The sequence below is a fragment of the Flavobacterium sp. ENC genome, from assembly GCF_020991415.1.
Taxonomy (GTDB): Bacteria; Bacteroidota; Bacteroidia; order Flavobacteriales; family Flavobacteriaceae; genus Flavobacterium.
On sequence record NZ_JAJMOY010000001.1, the window covers coordinates 315,659 to 338,575 of the forward strand.

Annotated in this window: 17 protein-coding genes; 15 read left to right on the forward strand and 2 right to left on the reverse strand. The window is 37.0% G+C overall.

The features are described from left to right. Positions 1–18: 18 nt before the first annotated feature. Positions 19–2,994 carry a TonB-dependent receptor gene (locus LPB89_RS01275; RefSeq protein WP_230699920.1) on the reverse strand — a complete coding sequence of 992 codons (2,976 nt, stop codon included), beginning with the start codon at positions 2,992–2,994 and terminating at the stop codon, positions 19–21. 235 nt (positions 2,995–3,229) lie between these two features. On the opposite strand from LPB89_RS01275, the gene LPB89_RS01280 reads away from it, so the two are divergent. From LPB89_RS01280 to LPB89_RS01330, 11 genes are all read left to right on the forward strand, one after another. Continuing rightward, positions 3,230–4,261: a LacI family DNA-binding transcriptional regulator gene (locus LPB89_RS01280; protein ID WP_230699921.1), complete on the forward strand. Its 1,032-nt coding sequence runs from the start codon at positions 3,230–3,232 to the stop codon at positions 4,259–4,261. A gap of 180 nt (positions 4,262–4,441) precedes the next feature. After that, complete coding sequence (locus tag LPB89_RS01285) at positions 4,442–5,797, forward strand: MFS transporter (RefSeq protein ID WP_230699922.1); 1,356 nt, start codon at positions 4,442–4,444, stop codon at positions 5,795–5,797. Between the two features lie 20 nt (positions 5,798–5,817). Then, positions 5,818–6,471, forward strand: coding sequence for a beta-phosphoglucomutase (pgmB, locus tag LPB89_RS01290; protein WP_230699923.1), 654 nt, complete (start codon positions 5,818–5,820; stop codon positions 6,469–6,471). Positions 6,472–6,616: 145 nt separating this feature from the next. Next, positions 6,617–8,923, forward strand: a complete 2,307-nt coding sequence (locus LPB89_RS01295) for a glycoside hydrolase family 65 protein (protein ID WP_230699924.1) — start codon at positions 6,617–6,619, stop codon at positions 8,921–8,923. 27 nt (positions 8,924–8,950) lie between these two features. Beyond that, positions 8,951–11,065, forward strand: a complete 2,115-nt coding sequence (locus LPB89_RS01300; protein ID WP_230699925.1) for a glycoside hydrolase family 97 protein — start codon at positions 8,951–8,953, stop codon at positions 11,063–11,065. A gap of 145 nt (positions 11,066–11,210) precedes the next feature. After that, a complete protein-coding gene (locus LPB89_RS01305; RefSeq protein ID WP_230699926.1) occupies positions 11,211–13,082 on the forward strand; it encodes a glycoside hydrolase family 13 protein in 1,872 nt (623 codons plus the stop codon). Between the two features lie 176 nt (positions 13,083–13,258). Then, positions 13,259–14,848, forward strand: a complete 1,590-nt coding sequence (locus tag LPB89_RS01310) for an alpha-amylase family glycosyl hydrolase (RefSeq protein ID WP_230699927.1) — start codon at positions 13,259–13,261, stop codon at positions 14,846–14,848. Positions 14,849–15,116: 268 nt separating this feature from the next. Continuing rightward, positions 15,117–15,794 carry a glycerophosphodiester phosphodiesterase family protein gene (locus LPB89_RS01315; protein ID WP_230699928.1) on the forward strand — a complete coding sequence of 226 codons (678 nt, stop codon included), beginning with the start codon at positions 15,117–15,119 and terminating at the stop codon, positions 15,792–15,794. 118 nt (positions 15,795–15,912) lie between these two features. Further along, on the forward strand, positions 15,913–17,121 hold the full coding sequence (locus LPB89_RS01320; RefSeq protein ID WP_230699929.1) for an NAD(P)/FAD-dependent oxidoreductase: 1,209 nt from the start codon (positions 15,913–15,915) through the stop codon (positions 17,119–17,121). Between the two features lie 4 nt (positions 17,122–17,125). Continuing rightward, complete coding sequence (locus LPB89_RS01325) at positions 17,126–17,773, forward strand: HAD family hydrolase (protein ID WP_230699930.1); 648 nt, start codon at positions 17,126–17,128, stop codon at positions 17,771–17,773. Between the two features lie 154 nt (positions 17,774–17,927). Then, positions 17,928–18,674 (forward strand): hypothetical protein, encoded by a 747-nt coding sequence (locus LPB89_RS01330; protein WP_230699931.1) that lies wholly within the window; start codon positions 17,928–17,930, stop codon positions 18,672–18,674. Between the two features lie 10 nt (positions 18,675–18,684). Here LPB89_RS01330 and LPB89_RS01335 read toward each other — a convergent pair whose 3' ends face one another. Further along, positions 18,685–19,161: a TspO/MBR family protein gene (locus LPB89_RS01335; protein ID WP_230699932.1), complete on the reverse strand. Its 477-nt coding sequence runs from the start codon at positions 19,159–19,161 to the stop codon at positions 18,685–18,687. 160 nt (positions 19,162–19,321) lie between these two features. On the opposite strand from LPB89_RS01335, the gene LPB89_RS01340 reads away from it, so the two are divergent. The 4 genes from LPB89_RS01340 to LPB89_RS01355 all read left to right on the forward strand — a co-directional run bounded on the left by LPB89_RS01340 (position 19,322) and on the right by LPB89_RS01355 (position 22,851). Further along, positions 19,322–20,431 (forward strand): diphosphomevalonate/mevalonate 3,5-bisphosphate decarboxylase family protein, encoded by a 1,110-nt coding sequence (locus tag LPB89_RS01340; protein ID WP_230699933.1) that lies wholly within the window; start codon positions 19,322–19,324, stop codon positions 20,429–20,431. A gap of 28 nt (positions 20,432–20,459) precedes the next feature. Then, a complete protein-coding gene (locus LPB89_RS01345; protein WP_230699934.1) occupies positions 20,460–20,810 on the forward strand; it encodes a four helix bundle protein in 351 nt (116 codons plus the stop codon). A gap of 30 nt (positions 20,811–20,840) precedes the next feature. Then, positions 20,841–21,779, forward strand: a complete 939-nt coding sequence (locus tag LPB89_RS01350; RefSeq protein WP_230699935.1) for a mevalonate kinase — start codon at positions 20,841–20,843, stop codon at positions 21,777–21,779. A 115-nt stretch (positions 21,780–21,894) separates the two neighbouring features. Further along, the gene (locus LPB89_RS01355) at positions 21,895–22,851 is read left to right on the forward strand and encodes a geranylgeranylglycerol-phosphate geranylgeranyltransferase (RefSeq protein WP_230699936.1); all 957 of its coding nucleotides are present in this window, start codon (positions 21,895–21,897) and stop codon (positions 22,849–22,851) included. The last annotated feature ends 66 nt before the right edge of the window (positions 22,852–22,917 follow it).

Genomic DNA, 22,917 nt, shown 5'->3' on the forward strand with positions numbered 1-22,917 from the left:
TTGATTTTCACGCTACTATTAGAAATTGGCATTTACTCCAAACAGGAAAGTTCTCGCTCTTGGGTAAACATTATTATCAATTCCGTTGAATCTTTCAGGATCTAAACCGTTATATTTCGTTAGAATGAAAACATTCTGAACACCCGCTGTAAATCTTAAAGAAGCACTTTTGATGATTGTTTTGTCAAAAGTATATCCAAGTGTAACGTTATCTAATTTGATAAAAGAAGCATCTTTTACAAAATAATCAGACAAATAACGTGATGTTCCGTTATCTTCAAAAGTAAATCCGGTATTGTAGTAATCGGAGCTTACGTTAGATAAATCGGTTTGTCTTCTTAATCCCGCATCAGAATACCCTAAGTTAGAACTTACGTTATCAAAAATTTTGTTTCCTACACTTGCTCTCCAGTTCATTGTAAAATCAAACTTTTTGTAGTTTAAAGTAGAGAACAAACCAAAAGTATAATCCGGTGCTGTTTTACCAGCTCTGTAACGGTCACCCGCATCAATTTTACCATCCGCGTTTCTATCCACATAAGCTCCTGCAATTGGTCTCTTATTGGCATCATATAGCTGCTCGTATACAAAGAATGAATTTGGCGCATATCCTACGGAGTTAATCAGGATTTTATTTCCGTTTCCACCGGCAATGTTATCTCCTGCTAAATACCCCTGAAAACCCGGAACCGTAATTCCTAATTCAGAAATATTCTGATCAATGTAAGTCGTATTAAAAGCTACATTCCAGGTCAGATTATCCGTTTTAACAATATCAGAAGCAATACTAAACTCAACCCCTTTTGTTCTTACACTACCAATATTAAAGAAACCCTGATTTCTTAGGTTGGCACCATCAGGAACAGCAATATCTGCTAATAAATCGGTTGATTTTTTATCGAAATAGTTAATAGATCCTGTAACTCTGTCGTTGAAGAATCCGTAATCGATACCTAAGTTCATCTCCGCCAATTCTTCCCATTTGATATTTTCATTATATCCTTCAGGTCTTGCCGTAGAATAAACGGTATTACCAAAAATATACTGCGAATTAATAGTTCCCAAAGTTACTCTTCGTAAATAATCGTATTGAGCAGAAATATCCTGCTGACCTGTTGTACCGTAACCAACTCTTAATTTTACAGTTGAAAAAGTAGCATTATCTTTTAAGAAAGCTTCCTCAGAAAGGTTCCATGCAAAAGCACCCCCTGCGAAATTACCCCATCTGTTGTCTTCAGAAAAACGCGAAGTTCCGTCTCTTCTGTAATTTAAAGTCAGTAAATATCTGCTGTCGTATCCTAAATTCAAACGTCCGAAGAACGATTGTAAGTTAACGTCCGGATCAGTCGCAACATCCTCATTCGGATTTGGCTGTCTGGTTTCACCGGAAGAATATTTTTCTTTTTGAAACAATTGGTAGTTATAACCAGCAGTTGCATCAATTTTAATTTTTCCTAAATCTTTAGTATAATTAAAATAAGCATTTAAGTTTTTGTTTTGAAGTGCATCCGTATAGCTGGAATAGTTTCCTAAATTTACGTAAGCAGGATCACTAAACGCTTTTGGCTGATATCCTAAAGCACTTTGAGTACTTACCTCAGTAAATCCGCTACTGTCAAATCTGTCAATCCCTGCTTCCACAACAACTCTTAAGTCTTCAAAGAAATGCAGTTTGTAATCTAATCTTACATTACCCCATTTTCTTGTTGAAGTTGCTCTTCTGTTATCCTGGTTTAATCTTGCCACAGGATTTCTTGCCGGCAATAATGGTAAGTTTCCTGTAGGCTCCAACCATTCGAAGTAACCTCCGTAACGGGAACCTGCCTGGTAAACGGGCTGCGTTGGATCAAATCCGATAGCACTTCCGATTACAGCACCTTCATCCTGAAATTGGTTTTTACCAAAAGATAAATTTCCGCTAATATCAATTTTTAAGTGATTGTCGAAAAGAACCGGATTTAACGATAACGATGTCGTAGTTCTTTCAAAAGAAGTGTTTCTCAGGATTCCTGGATTATCAACATTTCCAACAGATAAACGTACCGGTAATTTATTGAATAAAGAACCACTTACAGAGATATTGTTGTTGGTTGTTAAAGCTGTATGGAAAATTTCATCCTGCCAGTTTGTATTGGCAGTACCCAATAAAGCTTGTTGTGCCGCAGAACCTTTTGTTTTTACCAGTTCACGGTATTGATCTGCACTCATTACGTCAACCGTATTGGCTACTGTATTCACACCAATCTGAGAACTGAAATTCACTTTTACAGCTCCTTTTGTTCCTTTTTTAGTCGTAATAACAATTACACCATTTGCAGCTCTTGATCCGTAGATTGCAGCAGCAGAAGCATCTTTAAGAACCGTAAATGATTCAATATCATTCGGGTCAATTGTAGAAAGGATACTTGTAGCCCCACTAGGAACCGCATTGCTCAAAGGAAGTCCGTCTAAAACGATTAAAGGCTCATTAGAAGCATTTAATGAAGATCCTCCACGAATTCTAATATCTGCTTTGGCTCCCGGAGCTCCTCCTCCAACAACATTTACACCAGCAATACGACCGCTGATCAAACTTTCCGGAGTCACGTTAATTCCTTTATTAAATTCTTTAGCAGAAATTTGTGATACAGATCCTGTTGCGTCTTTTTTCTTAACAGTACCGTAACCTACTTGTACCACAACTTCTTTCAGCTGATTGGTATCTTCTTCTAAGGAAACACTTAAGGTTTGTTGGCCATTATAAGTTACAGTTGACGTTTTATACCCAATAAACGAAACAATAATTTTGTCTCCGTTTTTTACATTAGATAACTGAAATTTACCGTCAAAATCTGTTGATGTTCCGCCCGGAGCACCTTGTACATTTACATTTACTCCCGGAATTGGTTGTCCCGTTGCCAGATCGGCAACTGTTCCTTTTAAAGTACTTTGAGCTAGTACAGTAAACGGCAACAGTAAGAATAAAAATAACAACTTTTTGTAAATTGTTTTCATACTTTTTGTTTAAATTAGTTTGAGTTTTTGATTGTTAGTTTAGTTTTTAATTTTACTTCGAATTTCAAAATTAGGAATTTATTAACATGCTCAACGACTTACAATTTTAATAGGGTTACGAAAACGTGATAGTGTTGAAAACTTTCTATTTTTTGTAATCTTTTAAGTCAAAAATTATCAATTATAAAAATATTGGATACCTTTATTAACAATTAGATTTTTTTCAAATTAGTATATGAAACGTAAAATAACCTTAAAACAGATTGCAAAGGAACTTGACGTATCGATTTCAACTGTCTCGAAATCACTGCGAAACAGTCTTGAAATCGGTGAAGAAACACGATTAAAAGTGCAGGCTTTTGCAAAGTTTTACAACTACAAGCCCAACAACATCGCCCTTAGTTTAAAAAATCGAAAAACCAAAAGTATTGGTATTATCATTCCGGAAATTGTACATTATTTTTTCTCTACCGTAATCAACGGAATTGAACAGGTGGCCAACGAAAACGGCTACAGTGTTGTGATATGTTTATCGGACGATTCTTTCGATAAAGAAGTCTTAAATATGGAAATGCTGGCCAACGGAAGCATTGATGGTTTTATTATGTCCCTTTCAAAAGAAACCCAGTACAAAGGTGATTTTCACCACATTACCGAAGTCATCAATCAGGGAATGCCCGTAGTCATGTTCGATCGCGTCACCAACGATATTTTATGCGACAAAGTGATCATCGACGATAAAGCTGCCGCTTACGAAGCGGTCCAGAGCTTAATCGATAATGGCCGAAAAAAGATCGCCCTTGTGACCACTGTTGATTATGTAAGTGTCGGGAAATTACGTACTGACGGATACGAAAAAGCCTTATTAGACAACGGATTGCCTTTTAACGAAGATTTAATCATAAAAATTGAAGATGTCGATACCTGCGAAATCACAATCAGCCAGCTTTTACACGACAGGGCATTTGATGCTGTTTTTGCTGTAAATGAGCTTTTTGCCGTTACTATTATAAAAACTGCAAGCAAAATGGGACTTAAAGTTCCCGAAGACCTGGCCGTAATTGCTTTTACGGACGGAATTATCTCGAAATACTCCACGCCAAGTATTACAACCGTAAGCCAGAGTGGGGAAAAAATGGGAAACAAAGCGGCTAAAATGCTGATCGAAAGACTGGAAGCCGAACATAATGATGAGGAGGAAGAAAATGAAAATTATACCACCGAAGTTATCGAAACCCATTTGATAAAAAGAGAATCTACTGACTAAAAATCTTAAAATCAACCTTTTCTAAAGCCATGAATAATATTTGTGGCTTTTTTGTTAGGCTGTTTTAAAAAATAATTAATACTTTTACGCCTGCTCAAAGCTTTTACTTTTACTTCGAAAAAATAAGTAAGTTTTGATAAGCAAAGCGCTTATCGTCTAATTAATTTCTTAATTACGATAATGGAAAAGCGTAAATTAAGTTTCTGGGAAATTTGGAACATGAGTTTCGGATTCTTAGGAATACAAATGGGGTTTGCACTTCAGAATGCAAATGCCAGCAGAATTCTTCAAATTTTTGGTGCCGACGTACATGAACTTTCATGGTTCTGGATTATTGCTCCCCTAATGGGATTAATAGTGCAGCCTGTTATTGGTCATTACAGCGATAAAACCTGGGGACGTTTCGGAAGACGAAAACCATTTTTTCTTGTTGGTGCTGTTTTAGCTTCAGTTGGATTAATTTTAATGCCTCAGGCTAATATCTTCATTTCTGTCCTGCCTGCCTTATGGGTTGGAGCCGGAATGTTAATGATTATGGATGCTTCTTTCAACATTGCCATGGAGCCGTTTCGCGCTTTAGTTGGTGATAATTTAAGAACAGATCAGCGTACTGCAGGTTTTAGTATTCAAACTTCATTAATTGGCTTTGGAGCCGTAATTGGGTCGGCTTTGCCTTATGTTTTAACAAAATATTTTCATATTTCGAACAATGCCGCTCCTGGAAGCATTCCTTTAAATCTGAAATTATCTTTTATTATTGGAGCAGCCGTTTTAATAGGTTCTATTCTGGTGACACTTTTTACCACAAAAGAATACACTCCGGAAGAATTAGCCAATTTTGAAGATCCTCAAAGTGAAGTTGATGTTCCTTCTGAAGAAAAATCAAAACTTACAGATATTTTTACAGACTTTGCAAAAATGCCAACAACAATGCGTCAGTTGAGCTGGGTACAATTTTTTTCCTGGTTTGGATTATTTGGAATGTGGGTTTTTACAACTCCCGCTATTGCACATCATATTTACGGATTATCTTTGGATGATACTTCAAGTCAGCAATATCAGGACGCCGGAGATTGGGTTGGGATTTTATTTGGAGTTTACAACTTAGTTTCTGCTATTATCGCACTGTTTTTCCTGCCTTACATCGCTAAAAAAATTGGAAGAAAATCTACTCATGCACTTTCTTTAGTTATTGGAGGAATTGGATTAATCTCTATTTATTTCATGCCAAATGAAGACTGGGTTGTATTACCAATGATTTTAATTGGAGTCGCATGGGCTAGTATTCTGGCCATGCCATACGCTATTCTTGCAGGATCAATTGCGCCAAAAAAGATGGGAGTTTACATGGGAATCTTCAACTTCTTTGTCGTTATTCCACAAATTGTAAATGCACTTATTGGAGGTCCAATTGTAAAATACCTTTATAATGGCGATGCAATCTATGCTTTAATTACAAGTGGAATTAGTTTTTTAATTGCCGCTCTTTTAGTCTACAAAGTAAAAGATGTAGATGATACTGTACAAAAATCATAAATTAAGAATCCCCCCTTATAATGAACAAAAAAGCATTCATATTCGATCTTGATGGCGTAATCGTTGATACCGCTAAATACCACTTTTTGGCCTGGCAGAAAATAGCTAAGGCATTAAACATAAATTTTACACACGAAAATAACGAATTGCTAAAAGGTGTAAGCCGCGTTCGTTCGTTAGATATAATTCTTGAATTAGGAAATGTTCAGGCTTCGCAGGAAGACAAAGACAAATGGCTGATTCAGAAAAATGAAGATTACTTATCTTATTTAGTTGACATGGACGAAAGCGAGATTCTTCCCGGAGTTTTTAAAATTCTGCAACTATTGAAAGAAAAAAATCAGGGAATTGCGTTAGGCTCTGCGAGTAAAAATGCCAGACCAATCCTTGAAAAAACCGGAATCCTTTCGTATTTCGATGTTATTGTAGACGGGAATGACGTCACCAATGCCAAGCCGGATCCGGAAGTTTTCTTAAAAGCGGCTCAATTATTAAACATTGAACCCAAAAATGCAATAGTATTCGAAGATTCAGTTGCCGGAATTCAGGCAGCAAACATAGGAGAAATGGTGAGTGTAGGAATTGGTGAGGAAACAATTTTACATGAAGCTGATTATATTTTTAAAGATTTCACCGAAATCGACTCAAGCTTTATAGAGCAGTTAATGGGATAATTAGAAAATGTGTCAATGAGATAATGATCTTATCGACAAATTCTCTAATTAGCTTATTATTTCTGTTTTATCTAATGTGAAAAAGTTATTAAAAACCAAGGCAATTATCTAATTATCAAATTGCCATATTATCTAATTTGAAAAAATGAATCAAGATTATATAAAACCAGACAACTGGTCCATCATCGAAGAAGGATTTGACCATGAAAGAGTAAAATCGTCGGAGAGTCTTTTTAGTATCGGAAACGGTGCTATGGGACAACGCGCCAATTTTGAAGAAACGTATTCCGGTGAAACTTTTCAGGGAAGTTACATCGCCGGAATTTATTACCCGGACAAAACCAAAGTGGGCTGGTGGAAAAACGGTTATCCGAAATATTTTGCCAAAGTATTAAATGCACCCAACTGGATTGGAATTGACGTTGAAATCAATGAAGAAAATCTTGATTTGAATACGTGTACAGAAGTTAGAAATTTCCGCAGGGAACTGAATATGAAAGAAGGATGGTACCATCGTTCTTTCGAAGCTGTCCTGAAAAACGGAACTGAAATCGCCGTAAACGTGCGTCGTTTTCTTTCTTTAGACCTGGATGAAACGGGTGTCATTAAATTTGATATTACGCCTTTAAACAAAGATGCCAAAATTGTTTACAGACCTTATGTAGATGCCGGCGTTACCAACGAAGATGCCAACTGGGAAGAAAAATTTTGGGAACCCCTTGAAGTAAAAAAAGGGACCAATGAAGCTTTTGTAACCGCACAGACTTTTAAAACGCATTTCAAAGTAACCACTTTCATGCACAATACGATTTTTGCAAACGGAGAAAATGTAAACATTTCCCCTTCAACAATCGATTCAACAGCAGACAGGGTTCAGTATACATACGGAACGATTATTGCCAAAGGACAAACCTCATCCATTCAGAAAATTGGTGGGTATACGGTTTCCTTAAATCATGAAAATACTTTAACCGCTGCCGAAAAAGCCATTAAAGCAGCTTTACATTTAGGATACGATACATTACTTCAGAACCAGATTGAGGCCTGGGGTAAAATCTGGGAGATGTCGGATATTACGATCGAGGGCGATGTAAAAGCGCAACAGGGGATCCGTTTTAATATCTTCCAGTTAAACCAGACTTATTTAGGAAAAGACAGCCGATTGAACATTGGACCAAAAGGGTTTACCGGAGAAAAATACGGCGGATCTACTTACTGGGACACGGAAGCGTATTGCATTCCGTTTTACATGGCAACCAAAGATCAGCAGGTAGCCCGTAATTTATTGACGTACCGTTTCAACCAATTAGATAAGGCGATTGAAAATGCCAAAGATAATTTAGGTTTCAAAAACGGCGCCGCACTTTACCCGATGGTAACCATGAATGGCGAAGAATGCCATAACGAATGGGAAATCACACACGAAGAAATCCACAGAAATGGAGCGATTGCTTTTGCGATTTTCAATTATTACCGTTACACCGGAGATTACTCGTATATTCCTGAAAAAGGATTAGAAGTCTTAATCGGAATTGCCCGTTTCTGGCACCAGAGAGCTTCTTTTTCGAAAGACAAAAACCAATATGTGATTCTTGGAGTGACAGGTCCGAACGAATACGAGAATAACATTAACAATAATTTCTATACCAATTATATCGCAAAATGGTGTATTGATTATGCTGCGGAACAAATTAAAAAGGTGGCTTCAGAATATCCTTCCGACCACAAACGCATTATAGAAAAAGTAAATCTTTCAGCTGCTGAAATCCAGGAATGGAAAAAAGTGGCCGACGATATGTATTTCCCAACTTCTGAGGAATTGGGGATTTATTTACAGCAGGACGGTTTCTTAGACAAAGATTTGGTTCCAGTAAAAGATCTGGATAAAGCACAGCGTCCAATCAACCAGAAATGGTCCTGGGACCGCGTTTTACGTTCACCATATATCAAACAGGCAGACGTTTTACAGTGTTTTTATTTCTTTGAAAGCCATTTCACTAAAGAAGAATTAAAACGTAACTTTGAGTTTTACGAATCCTTTACCGTTCATGAAAGTTCGCTTTCGCCTTGCGTGCATTCGATTCAGGCTGCCGCTTTAGACAAAATGGATATGGCGTATACATTCTATTTAAGAACTTCCCGTTTAGACTTAGATGATTACAACAAAGAAGTAGAAGAAGGCTGCCACATTACCTCCATGGCCGGAACCTGGATGAGTATAGTAGAAGGTTTTGGAGGAATGCGTGTTAAAAACGACCAGCTTCATTTTTCTCCGAAAATCCCAAAAGAATGGGAAGGGTATTCCTTTAAAATTAATTTCAGGAATCAAATTCTGAAAGTGGCTGTCAATCATAATGAAACGACTTTTACAGTAGACGGAGACCAGGATTTAACAATTGTAGTAAATGGAAAACCAATAGTGGCCCATAAACAACTTGTTCAGATTAATTAAATTACAATACTTTAAAAACTAAAAAACATGAAAAACTTATTTTTCGCAAGTTTAATCTTGTTTGCATTTAGCTCCCTTGCAAATGCACAGCAATTAAAATCACCCGAAGGCAAGTTCGTAATGGAATTTTCGCTTCAGAATGACGGAACTCCCACTTATAATTTAAAATACAAAAATAAAGAAGTTGTAAAAACCAGTAAATTGGGTCTTGAACTTAAAGATGACAAAAAATCTTTACTGAATGATTTTACGGTTGTTGATACCAAAACTTCGACTTTTGATGAAACCTGGAAACCGGTTTGGGGAGAAGTGGACAATATCAGAAATCATTACAACGAATTGGCCGTTACTTTAAACCAAAAAGGAACCGACAGACAAATCGTAATCCGTTTCCGTTTGTTTGATGACGGTTTAGGATTTCGATATGAATTTCCGGCACAAAAGAACCTTACTTATTTTGTCATCAAAGAAGAAAGAACTCAATTTGCCATGGCGGGCGACCACACGGCTTTTTGGATTCCGGGAGATTATGACACTCAGGAATACGATTACACCAAATCTAAATTATCTGAAATCAGAGGATTATCTGAAAAAGCATATACAGCAAATGTTTCGCAAAAAAACTTTTCGCCAACCGGAGTTCAGACTTCTTTGATGCTGAAAACCAATGACGGAATCTACATCAATTTACACGAAGCGGCTTTAATCAACTATTCCTGCATGCACCTGAATCTGGATGATAAAAACATGATTTTCGAATCCTGGTTAACGCCGGATGCAAAAGGTGACAAAGGTTATATGCAGGCGCCAAGCCACTCTCCCTGGAGAACGATTATGGTAAGCGATAATGCTACAGAAATCCTTTCTTCAAAAATGACTTTAAACCTGAACGATCCGTCTAAAATTGACGATACTTCATGGATTAAACCCGTAAAATATGTGGGTGTCTGGTGGGAAATGATTACAGGAAAAAGCTCGTGGTCGTATACTAACGATTTTCCAACCGTACAATTGGGCGTTTCTGATTTCTCAAAAGCAAAACCAAGCGGAACACACGGAGCCAATAATGCCAACGTAAAAAAATACATTGATTTTGCTGCTGCAAATGGTTTCGATGCCGTTTTGGTAGAAGGCTGGAACGAAGGCTGGGAAGACTGGTTTGGTCACTCCAAAGATTATGTTTTTGATTTCGTAACGCCTTACCCTGATTTTGATGTGAAAGGCTTGCACGAATACGCAAAATCGAAAGGAATTAAAATTATCATGCACCACGAAACTTCAGGCTCTGTTCGTAACTACGAACGCCATATGGACAAAGCGTACCAGTTCATGAAAGACAACGGATACGATGCTGTAAAAAGCGGTTACGTTGGAGACATTTTACCTCGTGGCGAAAACCATTACGACCAGTGGATTGTAAACCACTATCAATATGCCATCGAAAAAGCAGCTGATTATAAAATTATGGTGAACGCTCACGAAGCAGTGCGTCCAACCGGAATTTGCAGAACGTACCCGAACTTAATTGGAAACGAAGCTGCAAGAGGAACAGAATACCAGGCTTTTGGAGGTTCTAAACCAAATCACGTGACGGTTTTACCTTTTACACGTTTGATTGGAGGTCCAATGGATTATACGCCGGGAATCTTCGAAATGGATATCAGCAAAATGAATCCTGACAACAAATCGCACGTAAACAGTACCATTGCAAACCAATTGGCATTATATGTTACCATGTACAGCCCGTTGCAAATGGCAGCTGATACTCCTGATAATTACAACCGTTTTCCTGATGCATTCCAGTTCATTAAAGATGTCGCGGTAGACTGGTCTGAAAGTAAGTATATCGAAGCTGAACCAGGCGATTTTATCACGGTTGCCCGTAAAGCCAAAGGAACCAACAACTGGTTCGTTGGAAACGTAAACGGAGAAACTCCACGTACTTCAAACATCGATTTCAGTTTCCTTGAAAAAGGCAAAAAATACACCGCAACAATCTATGCTGATGCAAAAGATGCGCATTACAAAACAAATCCGCAGGCTTACACCATCAGAAAAATTGCTGTAACCAATAAATCAAAATTATCTCAGTTATCTGCCCCGGGCGGAGGTTACGCAATCAGTGTAATCGAAACTAAATAATTTTTTCAAAGGCAAGTAATCCTCCCCAAGATTACTTGTCTTTTTTTTAACTATATCTTTTTTGTCAGTTCGGGCGGAGTCGCGAACCTTTGCGGCATCCCGACTCCGCTCGAACTGACAATGATGATACTTATATCTAAAAACTATGAATACCCAAAAAACAACACACAATCATTCATTCTACAAAATAATCCTTTTTATTTTATTATTTGCTGCTTCCGCGAAAGCACAAATCCAAAAAGTCGAACCACCATTTTGGTACGCCGGCATGAAAAATCCGGAAGTACAAATTATGTTCTACGGAAAAAATATCGCACAGTACGAAGCCTCGGTTTCGAACAATGTGACAATCAAAAATGTAGAGAAAACAGAAAATCCAAATTACCTTTTCGTTACCATCGATACACAAAACCTAAAAGCTTCTGAATTGGTTTTTTCGTTTAAATTGAAAAATAAAGTCGCTTTCACACAAAAATATTCGCTTAAGGAAAGAAGAGCCAATTCGGCAGACCGAAAAAGTTACGATGCATCAGATATGATTTACCTGATCATGCCGGATCGTTTTGCCAATGGAAACCCTAAGAACGACAGTGATGCTGTATTGACCGAAAAAGCAAACCGCGCAGAACCGGGCGGACGCCACGGAGGCGATATCGAAGGAATCATCAAAAACTTAGATTATATTTCGTCTTTAGGCGCCACAACAATCTGGAGTACGCCTTTATGCGAAGACAATGACAAACAGCATTCGTATCATACGTACGGACAATCTGATGTTTACAAAATTGATCCGCGTTACGGAACCAATGACGATTATGCCCGTCTTTCAGCAGAAATGCATAAAAAAGACATGAAACTGGTGATGGATTATGTTACCAACCACTGGGGAATTACCCATTGGATGATCAAAGACCTGCCCACAAAATCCTGGATCAATCAATTTGAAAATTACACGCAAACGCACCACAGACGTGAAGTGCTTACCGATATTCATGCTTCAAAATCAGATCAGGAAATTTGTGTTGACGGATGGTTTGTCCCTTCAATGCCGGATTTAAACCTAAGAAATCCGCTGGTGGCAAAATACCTCACACAAAACGCCATTTGGTGGATCGAATTTGCCAATCTTGACGGATTCAGAGTAGACACTTACAATTATTCTGATGCGACTGCAATGGCCAATTGGGCTAAAGCAATTACAACTGAATACCCCAACTTTAACATCGTAGGTGAAATCTGGATGCACAATCAGGCGAATTTAGCGTACTGGCAAAAAGACAGTAAAATTGGGGCCATTGAAAACTACAATTCGAATTTGCCAAGCGTAATGGACTTTACCCTGCAGGATCAGATTGGTTCGGCTTTTAATGACGATAATGCAAACTGGGATAACGGTATGATTAAATTCTACAATAATTTCGCTTTAGATTATTTGTATCCAAATACCAATAATATTCTGGTTTTTGCCGAAAATCACGACACAGACCGCATCAATCATACGTATAAATATGATTTTACGAAATACAAACTGGTCATGACTTTACTGGCTACTGTTCGTGGAATTCCGCAATTGTATTACGGTTCAGAAATTGGAATGGGCGGTGATAAAGGCAAAAGTGGCGACGCAGACATTCGTCAGGATTTCCCGGGCGGATGGGCCGGCGATAAAAATAATGCCTTAACCGCAGCAGGAAGAACCGCTGAACAGGCTAAATTTTTCGATTTTACCTCCAAATTATTCACTTGGAGAAAAACAAATGAAGCCGTTCATTTCGGAAAAATGACGCATTATATCCCGGAAAACAATACGTATGTTTATTTCAGATACACGGATGCCAAAACTGTAATGGTCGTTTTCAATAACAATGCAAAAGAGCAAACCGTTAAAACAAATCGCTTTAAGGAAAACATCAAAAACTTTAAATCAGGAAAAGATATCCTTACCGGAAAAACATTCGATTTAGCTACCGAGATTACCTTAGAACCAAAATCGGCTGTTGTTTTAGAATTGGAATAAAAACTTAACCGCAAAGTCCGCAAGGGCAATTGCAAGGTTCGCAATATTTTCTGCCACAGATTACAAGATTAAAATGATTTTTTAAAATCTGAGTTAATCTTATAATCTGTGGCATTTTTTTAAATTTTATACTTTCCTTTCTGTATCTTTAATATTCTGGCTTAAAATCAGTTTTAATGAATAAAGACAATACTGCAAAAACACCTTTCGTATGGGAAGGAGCAAATGTTTACTTTTTACTTACCGATCGTTTTTATAACGGAAACCCTGCTAACGATTTAAATTTCAACCGAACCAAAACTCCCGGAAAACTGCGTGGTTTTGAAGGCGGGGATATCATCGGAATTACTAAGAAAATCGACGAAGGTTATTTTGATCTGTTAGGAATAAATGCCATCTGGCTTACGCCGATTGTAGAGCAAATTCACGATGGCGTTGACGAAGGCACCGGACTGAGTTACGGATTTCACGGTTACTGGGCGAGAGACTGGACGGCTTTAGATCCTAATTTCGGAACCAAAGAAGATTTGGCTAATCTGGTTAAGAAAGCTCACGCAAAAGGCATCCGAATTGTACTGGATGGCGTGATCAATCATACCGGCCCCGTAACTCCAGAAGATCCGATCTGGCCGGAAGACTGGGTCAGAACGGGAATTGTCTGCGATTACAAATCATTCGAAAATACCACCATGTGTACTTTGGTCGATAATCTTCCGGATGTTAGAACCGAAAGTAATCAGGAAGTTGCACTCCCCTCTTTTTTAATCGAAAAATGGAAAAACGAAGGCCGTTACGAGAAAGAAATGGATTCATTGAATTCCTTTTTCAAAAGAACCGGCTATCCGAGAACCCCTAAATATTACATTATAAAGTGGCTGACGGATTATATCCTGGAGTTCGGAATTGACGGCTACAGGGCCGACACCGTAAAACATACCGAAGAAATTGTCTGGGTCGATTTTAAAAAAGAATGCGAATATGCTTTTGAAACCTGGAAAAAACATCATCCATTAGAAGTTTTAGACCAAAACCCATTTTATACCATTGCCGAAGTCTACGGTTATGAAATCAGTGGTGGGGAGGATTATGATTTTGGAGACCGGAAAGTAAATTATTTTGAGCATGGTTTTAACAGCCTGATTAATTTTGAGTTTAAAGTGGATGCCCAAAACGATTATGAATTGATATTTTCCAAGTATTCAGAGAAACTTCAGAAGGACTTAAAAGGATACAGTGTTCTTAATTATATATCCTCTCACGACGATCCTAACCCATTTGACGCACATCGGAACCGAACTTTTGAATCCGGAACCAAATTATTGCTTTCTCCCGGAATGTCTCAGGTGTACTATGGTGATGAATCGGGCCGCGCACTGGTTATTGAAGGTACAGAAGGAGATGCAACCTTACGTTCTTTTATGAACTGGGATGATATTCAAAATAATTCCGAAACACAAAGAATCCTTTGGCATTGGCAGAAACTGGGGCAATTCCGCAAAAATCATCCGGCAGTGGGCGCAGGAATCCACCAGCAGATTTCAGCAAAACCCTATGTTTTCTCCAGAAGTTATGCTAATGGAAGTTACGTTGATGAAGTTATAATTGGTTTAGATTTAGGAATTGGCGCTAAAGAACTTCCTGTTGACTCCATTTTCAAAGGCGGTACAAAACTAAAAGATGCCTTTTCCGGAAAAGAAACAACAGTTCAAAACGGAAAAGCAATCATCGATTCTGAATTTGGGCTTGTATTGTTGGAACTTGCTTAACCGCAAGGTCGTTATCAAAACGTTTTCTTAAATTTATTGCTGGAATTTTTCGCTCGCAGATTTTGCAGATAACGCAGATCTTTTAGAATGCATTTAATAATCTGCGTATGAATTATTTTTTTTTATCTGCCTTATCTGCAAAATCTGCGTGAAACAAAAAACATTTTAATTCTTATCCCGATAGCTATCGTGATTGGCAAACTTTTTTACAAAATCCTTGCGAACCTTGCGTAAAACTTTGCGACCTTTGCGGTTAAACTTTTCAGACATGCTAAAAATAGCACATCGCGGTGCCAAAGCCTACGAACCCGAGAACACTTTAAAAGCCTTTCAAAAAGCATTAGATCTAAATGCTGACGGAATCGAACTCGACGTTCACCTAAGCTCCGACGGACATGTGATCGTGATTCACGACGAAACCATCGACAAAATGACCAACGGAAAAGGCTTTGTAAATACACTATCTTTGCCCGAATTGAAATCGTTTTTAATTGAAGATCTATATGAAATTCCGACTTTAAAAGAAGTTTTTGATCTGGTAAACAAAAAATGCCTGATCAATATCGAATTAAAGAATGCAGATACTTTAACAAAAGTTGTCGCTTTAATCGATGAATATGTTTCCGGGAAAAACTGGAAATATGAACACTTTATTGTTTCAAGTTTTGACTGGAATGCTTTGCTGGAAGTTCATAATTTAGATTCAAAAATTCCGATTGGCGTTTTGACAGAAACTGATCTTGATTTAGCTGTGGCTTTTGCCGAAACCATAAAAGCAAAAGCGGTTCATCCCTATTATCATTTATTGAATCAGGAAAACACAGCAAAAATGCAGAAACAGGGATTTTTAGTTTTGCCCTGGACAGTAAATATCGGGGAAGACATTCAAAAAATAAAAAAATTCAACGTCGACGGAATCATAACTGATTTTCCGGATAAAGTATAGAAAAAACAGCCACCGATTTCACAGATTAAAAGGATTTTAAAATCTGCGGAAATCATTTTAATCTGTGGCAAATAAAAAATTAGTGCCAATTCTTGTAATCAATGGCAACCAAAAAAATATGATCAAAAATTTCGACATAATCATCGTTGGCGGAGGTGCTGCAGGCTTTTTTACAGCCATTAATATTGCAGAGAAAAATCCGAAACTCAAAATTGCCATTCTGGAAAGAGGAAAAGAAGTACTTTCTAAAGTCCGTGTTTCCGGCGGCGGAAGATGCAACGTAACACATGCCTGTTTTGAACCGGATGAACTGGTTAAATTTTATCCGCGTGGCGAAAAAGAACTTCGCGGGCCTTTTCATCAGTTTTGTTCGGGCGATACGATTGAATGGTTCGAAAAACACGGTGTGGAATTAAAAATCGAAGACGATGGCCGAATGTTTCCGGTTTCCAATTCTTCGCAAACCATCATTGACTGTTTTCTGGAAGCAACCGGAAAACTAGGCATTAAAGTCCTGACAGGACAAAGTGTACAATCGATTTTTAAAGCCGAAAATCACTGGAAAATTGATACCCAGGATGAAAATTATGCGACTGAAAAATTAGTGCTGGCCACAGGAAGCAACCCGAAAATATGGGAAATGCTGCAGACGCAGGGGCATGCTATTGTAAGCCCTGTTCCTTCTCTTTTTACATTCAACATCAAAGATTCCCGCATCAAAGAATTACCGGGCGTTGCGGCACAGGTGACCGTAAACGTAAAAGATACCAAACTTGAATCAACAGGGCCTTTGTTAATTACGCACTGGGGAATGAGCGGTCCCGCAATTTTAAAACTTTCTGCCTGGGGTGCACGTATTTTACACGACAAAAATTACCAGTTTACCATCTTTGTCAACTGGCTGAATGATGTTGATACCGAAGATGCAGAAAAAATCCTGAAAGAACTAAAACAGGAACACGCCAAAAAAGCCGTTTCCAAAAAATCGCCTTTCGACTTTCCGAATCGTTTGTGGGAAAGCTTAGTTCTGGCTTCTGAAATTGAAGCAGAAACAAAATGGGCTGACTTATCTAAAATTCAATTGCAGCATTTAGCTTCGCAATTGACAAAAGCAACATTTCAGGTCAACGGAAAAAGTACCTTCAAGGAGGAATTTGTAACTGCCGGTGGTATCGACTTAAAGGAAATCAACTTTAAAACCATGGAAAGCAAATTACATCAAAACCTTTATTTTGCCGGCGAAATCGTCAATATTGATGCCATCACGGGCGGGTTTAACTTCCAGAACGCGTGGACAAGCGGATTTATTTTAGCCAATAACATTTAACAGAATGACATTTAAAGGAATTATTTTTGATTTAGACGGAACGCTCGTAAATTCATTGGAAGACATTTCAGATGCCATGAATACAGTACTTCAAAGCCTGAATCATCCTACTCATACGTACGACACTTATCAATATTTCATCGGTAGTGGTTTACGAAATTTAGTAAGCAAGGCTTTACCTGCATTCAATAATAGTGAAGCTCAAATCGAAACTTGTTTTCAGGCCATGATCAATGAATATCGTACAACTTGCACGCTTAAAACAAAACCTTATCAGGGCATTGTTGAATTATTGGATCATTTGTCCTCCCGAAATATTAAATTGGCTGTGTTCTCCAACAAAGCCGATGAACTGACCAAAAAAATAGCGACTGAAATATTTCCTGATTATTTTGATGCTGCAATTGGCCTGAGTACAGAAGCACTCAAAAAACCGAATCCGTTTGAAGCCATAGAAATAAGCAAAAAATGGAACTTAAAACCCGAAGAGATTCTTTTTGTCGGAGATTCTGATATAGACATGCAGACCGCAATCAACTCCAATATGTTTCCCGTAGGGGTTTCGTGGGGGTATCGAACCAAAGAAGAACTGATCGCAAGCGGTGCAAAATGGGTATTGAACGTTCCTTCTGATTTGATTCAGTTAGTTTAGGAAGTTTTCCAGTATTCAGTCGCAGTCGCAGTCACAATCTGGACAACTGTAAACTGTTAACTGAGACTGAGACTAAATTAACAAGACTTTACAGATTCAATAAGTTTTCATTAAGACTATTCTAATAATTTTACTTTCAACTAAATACCAGTCAATGAAAGTAAGCTTACTTACCACAATTTCACTTTTTTCTTATCAGCTTTCTGTTTCTCAAACCGAAAAATTACTTCACGGAAAAGTAGTTTCCAATAACAATCCGCTTAACAAGGTAGAGGTTATTAATAAAACAGCCAAAACAAGTACCAGAACGAATGAGCTGGGACAATTTTCGATTCCGGTAAAAGAGAAAGACAGTATCTTATTTTTTTCTAAAGATTATTTTTTTACAAGGCTAAAAATAACTCAGCAAAATATTGATTACAACAATATTCTTGTCAATATGATTATAAAACCTGAGGAACTGGATGAAGTAGTCGTTACAGCTATAAAATTTGACAAAATAAACATCTCCCAACACGATATAGATACCATAAAATTTACCAAAGATGTCGGTTCGCTGCAAAAATATACCGGCGTATATGACGGAACTATTACAAATGGTATGGACTTTGCGCGAATGGGAACAGGACTTTTAAATTTATTTAAAAAAGACAAAGACGAACTCAAAAAGAAATCTTCTGAAACTGTTTTCAAAAAACTCATAGCCGCTTCAATACCTCATGATTTTTTCATAAAAGATTTAAAATTAAAACCGGAAGAGGTAGATTTATTTATTGAATTCTGTGATGCTGACGCAAGATCTGCAAAACTTATAGAGAACAATAATATACTAACCACAATGGATTTCTTATATGCTAAAAATGAAACATTTAAAAAACTTAAAACTGAGACTAAAGACTGAAACTAAAAAATTACCTGTTCAGCCACCATATACTGGCATTCAAAATTCCCGCAAAACTTACCCAGGCCATATAAGGAATCAGTAAATAACCGGCCGTTTTATTGATTTTGACGAACTTTAAATAGGTTTCATAAATCATAAGCCATAGCAGTGCAATTTCTATTAAAGCCAGCATTGGGTTTTTTAATCCAAAGAAAAGGTATGACCAGATGGCATTCAATATCAGCTGAACTACAAAGAAGCCTAATGCTTTTTTTACTTCTTCATTTTGCTCTTTTATTTTATCCCACACCAATCCTGCAGCAACTGCCATCAAAACATACAGCAACGTCCAGACCGGCATGAAAATCCAATTGGGCGGATTAAAAGATGGCTTTAGAATGGTTGGGTACCAGGTTTCGACACTTGGTCTCGTCACAAGACTTGACGAATATCCTACCATCAGACACACTATTAGCGTTATTGCAATTTTGGCTATTTTGTTCATTTATTTAATTTTTAGTCAAAAATAATCAAAAATAAGAGTTAAACCATATAAGTTATTGAAGTTCATATTAGCAATTGGTTTGAGTTTGATGTTACATTTTCTTATATAACTTCTATGGTGAAATATTTTAAAAACTATCTTTGCCAAAATTTTATATTTCATGTTTACAGCAACTGATTTTATTCCAAAAAAATATACTTCGACTATCGAAACCGGAAACTTTGAATGGAGTGCTCCCAGCAATATTGCATTAGTGAAATACTGGGGGAAAAAAGACAACCAGATTCCGGCCAATCCATCGGTGAGTTTTACTTTAAGCAATTGCAAAACCATTACGAAGTTAGGTTTTGCAAAGCGATATACTTCTGCTCCGCTGAGTGGGACAACAGCCGTTTTTTCGTTTGATTTACTTTTTGAAGGAAAAACAAAAGAAGATTTCAAACCTAAAATCCAGAAGTTTTTAGAACGAATTGAAGTTTACCTTCCGTTCCTCAAAGAATATCATTTTACGATTGATACCCAAAATACGTTTCCACATAGTTCCGGAATTGCTTCTTCGGCGTCGGGAATGGCTGCTTTGGCCATGAATTTTATGAGTTTGGAAAAAGAGCTGAATCCTGAAATGACAGCAGAATATTTTTACCAAAAAGCGTCATTTTTGGCTCGTTTAGGTTCGGGAAGTGCCTGCAGAAGCGTAAAAGGAAATGTAGTGGTTTGGGGAAATCAGGCTAATATTGAAGGAAGTTCGGATTTATTTGGCGTTGAATTTCCGTATACCATTCACGATAATTTCAGGAATTACCAGGATACTATTTTATTGGTCGATAAAGGCGAAAAACAGGTTTCAAGTACCGTTGGACATGATTTAATGCACAACCATCCGTATGCCGAAAGACGTTTCGCCCAGGCACACGAAAATGTGGACCTTTTAATTTCGATTTTTGAAAGTGGCAATGTTGACGAATTCATAAAAGTGGTCGAAAGCGAAGCTTTGACTTTACACGCCATGATGATGACTTCGATGCCGTATTATATTTTAATGAAACCAAACACATTGCAGATCATAAATGCCATTTGGAAATTCAGAACCGAAACGCAGATTCCGGTTTGCTTTACGCTGGATGCCGGTGCCAATGTCCACGTTTTATATCCCGAAAACGTTAGCGAAAAAGTACTTCAATTTATTCAGGACGAATTAGTTGTATTTTGCCAGAATGGTCAGTACATTTGCGATGAAATTGGAGACGGATCTTTATTAATTGATAATTAACAATTGTCAATTAATAATTAGTAACTTTATGGAAAAGAAAAACATTATTAAAGAAAAATCTTTTGCTTTTGCAATTGACATTGTGAACCTTTATAAAGTCTTGATTGACAAAAAAGAATTTGTTTTGTCCAAACAGTTTTTACGTTCAGGAACATCAATTGGTGCAAATGTAAGAGAGTCTGAGCATGCTCAAAGTAAAGCAGATTTTATCCATAAATTATCAATTTCATTAAAAGAAGCAAACGAAACAGAATATTGGCTAGATTTGTTATACGAAACAAAATATCTTTCTGATGTCGAATTTCAAAATATTAAACCTAAAATCATAGAATTATTAAGATTGCTTACGAGTATCATAAAAACTTCTAAAAACATATAATTATCCATTGTTAATTATTCATTTTCAATTATGAAAGGACCCTTATTTTACTCAAAAATATTACTCTTTGGAGAATACGGAATCATCCGCGACTCTAAAGGACTTTCTATCCCTTATAATTTTTATAATGGTGCTTTGAAGAAAACCGAAAATCCTTCGGCTGAAGCAATCGCATCAAACGCAAGTTTACAACGTTTTGTAATTTATCTTGAGACGTTACAAACAGAACAGCCCGAACTGGTTACTTTTGATTTGTCTTCCCTAAAAAATGATGTTGAAACAGGCATGTATTTCGATTCAAGTATCCCGCAAGGATATGGGGTTGGAAGCAGCGGTGCACTTGTTGCTGCAATTTATGATAAATATGCGGCTAATAAAATTACGGTTTTAGAGAACTTAACCCGCGAAAAACTATTACAGTTAAAAAATATATTTTCTCAGATGGAGAGTTTTTTCCACGGAAAAAGTTCTGGTTTAGATCCTTTAAACAGTTATTTAAGTATTCCGATTTTAATCAACTCTAAAGATAATATTGAAGCAACCGGAATTCCGACTCAGAGTTTTGACGGAAAGGGTGCTGTGTTTTTATTAGATTCAGGAATTGTTGGTGAAACGGCTCCGATGGTAAACATTTTTATGGAAAACCTGAAAGACAAAGGTTTCCGTACGATGCTTAAAAACCAATTTGTAAAATATACAGATGCCTGCGTAGAAAACTTTTTGCATGGTGACATGAAGTCGTTGTTTACCAATACCAAAAAACTTTCCAAAGTTGTTTTAAACAATTTCAAACCAATGATCCCGGAGCAATTTCACGGAATCTGGCAGCATGGTATTGATACTAATGATTATTACTTAAAACTTTGCGGCTCAGGAGGAGGCGGTTATATTCTTGGTTTTACAGAAGACCTGGAACGTGCTAAAGTTTCCCTTAAAGATTACAAACTTGAAGTTGTTTACCAGTTTTAAATTGTAATTTTTCTTCTAATTAGCCGTTACTGTAAATAGTATTACTACTGATTTTCCTTTTTAATTTGCTACTTTGTCTGATTTTTTTTATTAAAAAATAACCCGTTAACCCAAAATGTTAAGCAGAAAGAATAAAATTTTAGCGATGAAAGTTATTAGTTTATTCTCTGTAGTGAGAGGTTATAACATTCCCATTATTGTTTTAGCACAGTATTTATCGGCTATTTTTATCTTGGCTCCCGACAAAAGAGCTTTAGACATTTTACTTGATTTCAAATTATTTCTGATTGTCTTTGCCTCAGCAATTACAATTGCTTCCGGATACATTATCAATAATTTTTATGACAGTCAGAAAGACCTGATCAACAGGCCCAACAAATCAATGCTGGACAGGCTGGTGAGTCAGAAAACTAAATTATCGGTATACTTCACTTTGAATTTCATGGCTGTATTAATGGCCCTTATTGTTTCCTGGCGTGCTTTTTTATTCTTTTCCGTTTATATTTTCTTAATTTGGTTTTACTCACATAAAATAAAAAAATACCCGATTATTGGTAATTTAACTGCGGCTTTACTGGCTGTAATTCCGTTTTTTGCCATCTTACTCTATTTTTACAACAAAATATCCTTTGAAGAAATTGAAGATCACATGAGCCATTTTGCAGTGATTTCAGCACATGCAATGTTCTTGTTTTTATTGCTTTTGATTCGCGAAATGATAAAAGATCTTGAAAACCTGAAAGGCGACCTTGCAAACAATTACAAGACCATTCCGATATTATACAATGAAACAACTTCAAAACAAATCATTACGGTTTTAACCTTTTTGACGATTTTTCCGGTTTATATCCTGATTAATATTTACGATGTGGGCTTTATGGATATCTATTTTTATGTCTGTTTTGTTGTAATGCTTTTTTTTCTTTTATATCTCTGGAAATCAAACTCAAAAGAACAATATTTACTACTTCACAATGTATTGAAATTCCTGATCGTTTCCGGGGTTTTCTGCATTGTTTTAATCAATCCGAGTGTTTTGTGGCATGGCAAGAGTCTGCTGTTGAGATCTTAATTTAGTATCGACAGAGATTTTCAAATTCACACAAAACTGCATAAGGTTCGCTACATATCTTTATGA

Excerpts from the sequence above, each read along its gene's own strand:
- LPB89_RS01275 (WP_230699920.1), bottom strand. The coding sequence starts at position 2,994 with ATGAAAACAATTTACAAAAAGTTGTTATTTTTATTCTTACTGTTGCCG.
- LPB89_RS01280 (WP_230699921.1), top strand. The coding sequence starts at position 3,230 with ATGAAACGTAAAATAACCTTAAAACAGATTGCAAAGGAACTTGACGTA.
- LPB89_RS01285 (WP_230699922.1), top strand. The coding sequence starts at position 4,442 with ATGGAAAAGCGTAAATTAAGTTTCTGGGAAATTTGGAACATGAGTTTC.
- pgmB (WP_230699923.1), top strand. The coding sequence starts at position 5,818 with ATGAACAAAAAAGCATTCATATTCGATCTTGATGGCGTAATCGTTGAT.
- LPB89_RS01295 (WP_230699924.1), top strand. The coding sequence starts at position 6,617 with ATGAATCAAGATTATATAAAACCAGACAACTGGTCCATCATCGAAGAA.
- LPB89_RS01300 (WP_230699925.1), top strand. The coding sequence starts at position 8,951 with ATGAAAAACTTATTTTTCGCAAGTTTAATCTTGTTTGCATTTAGCTCC.
- LPB89_RS01305 (WP_230699926.1), top strand. The coding sequence starts at position 11,211 with ATGAATACCCAAAAAACAACACACAATCATTCATTCTACAAAATAATC.
- LPB89_RS01310 (WP_230699927.1), top strand. The coding sequence starts at position 13,259 with ATGAATAAAGACAATACTGCAAAAACACCTTTCGTATGGGAAGGAGCA.
- LPB89_RS01315 (WP_230699928.1), top strand. The coding sequence starts at position 15,117 with ATGCTAAAAATAGCACATCGCGGTGCCAAAGCCTACGAACCCGAGAAC.
- LPB89_RS01320 (WP_230699929.1), top strand. The coding sequence starts at position 15,913 with ATGATCAAAAATTTCGACATAATCATCGTTGGCGGAGGTGCTGCAGGC.
- LPB89_RS01325 (WP_230699930.1), top strand. The coding sequence starts at position 17,126 with ATGACATTTAAAGGAATTATTTTTGATTTAGACGGAACGCTCGTAAAT.
- LPB89_RS01330 (WP_230699931.1), top strand. The coding sequence starts at position 17,928 with ATGAAAGTAAGCTTACTTACCACAATTTCACTTTTTTCTTATCAGCTT.
- LPB89_RS01335 (WP_230699932.1), bottom strand. The coding sequence starts at position 19,161 with ATGAACAAAATAGCCAAAATTGCAATAACGCTAATAGTGTGTCTGATG.
- LPB89_RS01340 (WP_230699933.1), top strand. The coding sequence starts at position 19,322 with ATGTTTACAGCAACTGATTTTATTCCAAAAAAATATACTTCGACTATC.
- LPB89_RS01345 (WP_230699934.1), top strand. The coding sequence starts at position 20,460 with ATGGAAAAGAAAAACATTATTAAAGAAAAATCTTTTGCTTTTGCAATT.
- LPB89_RS01350 (WP_230699935.1), top strand. The coding sequence starts at position 20,841 with ATGAAAGGACCCTTATTTTACTCAAAAATATTACTCTTTGGAGAATAC.
- LPB89_RS01355 (WP_230699936.1), top strand. The coding sequence starts at position 21,895 with ATGTTAAGCAGAAAGAATAAAATTTTAGCGATGAAAGTTATTAGTTTA.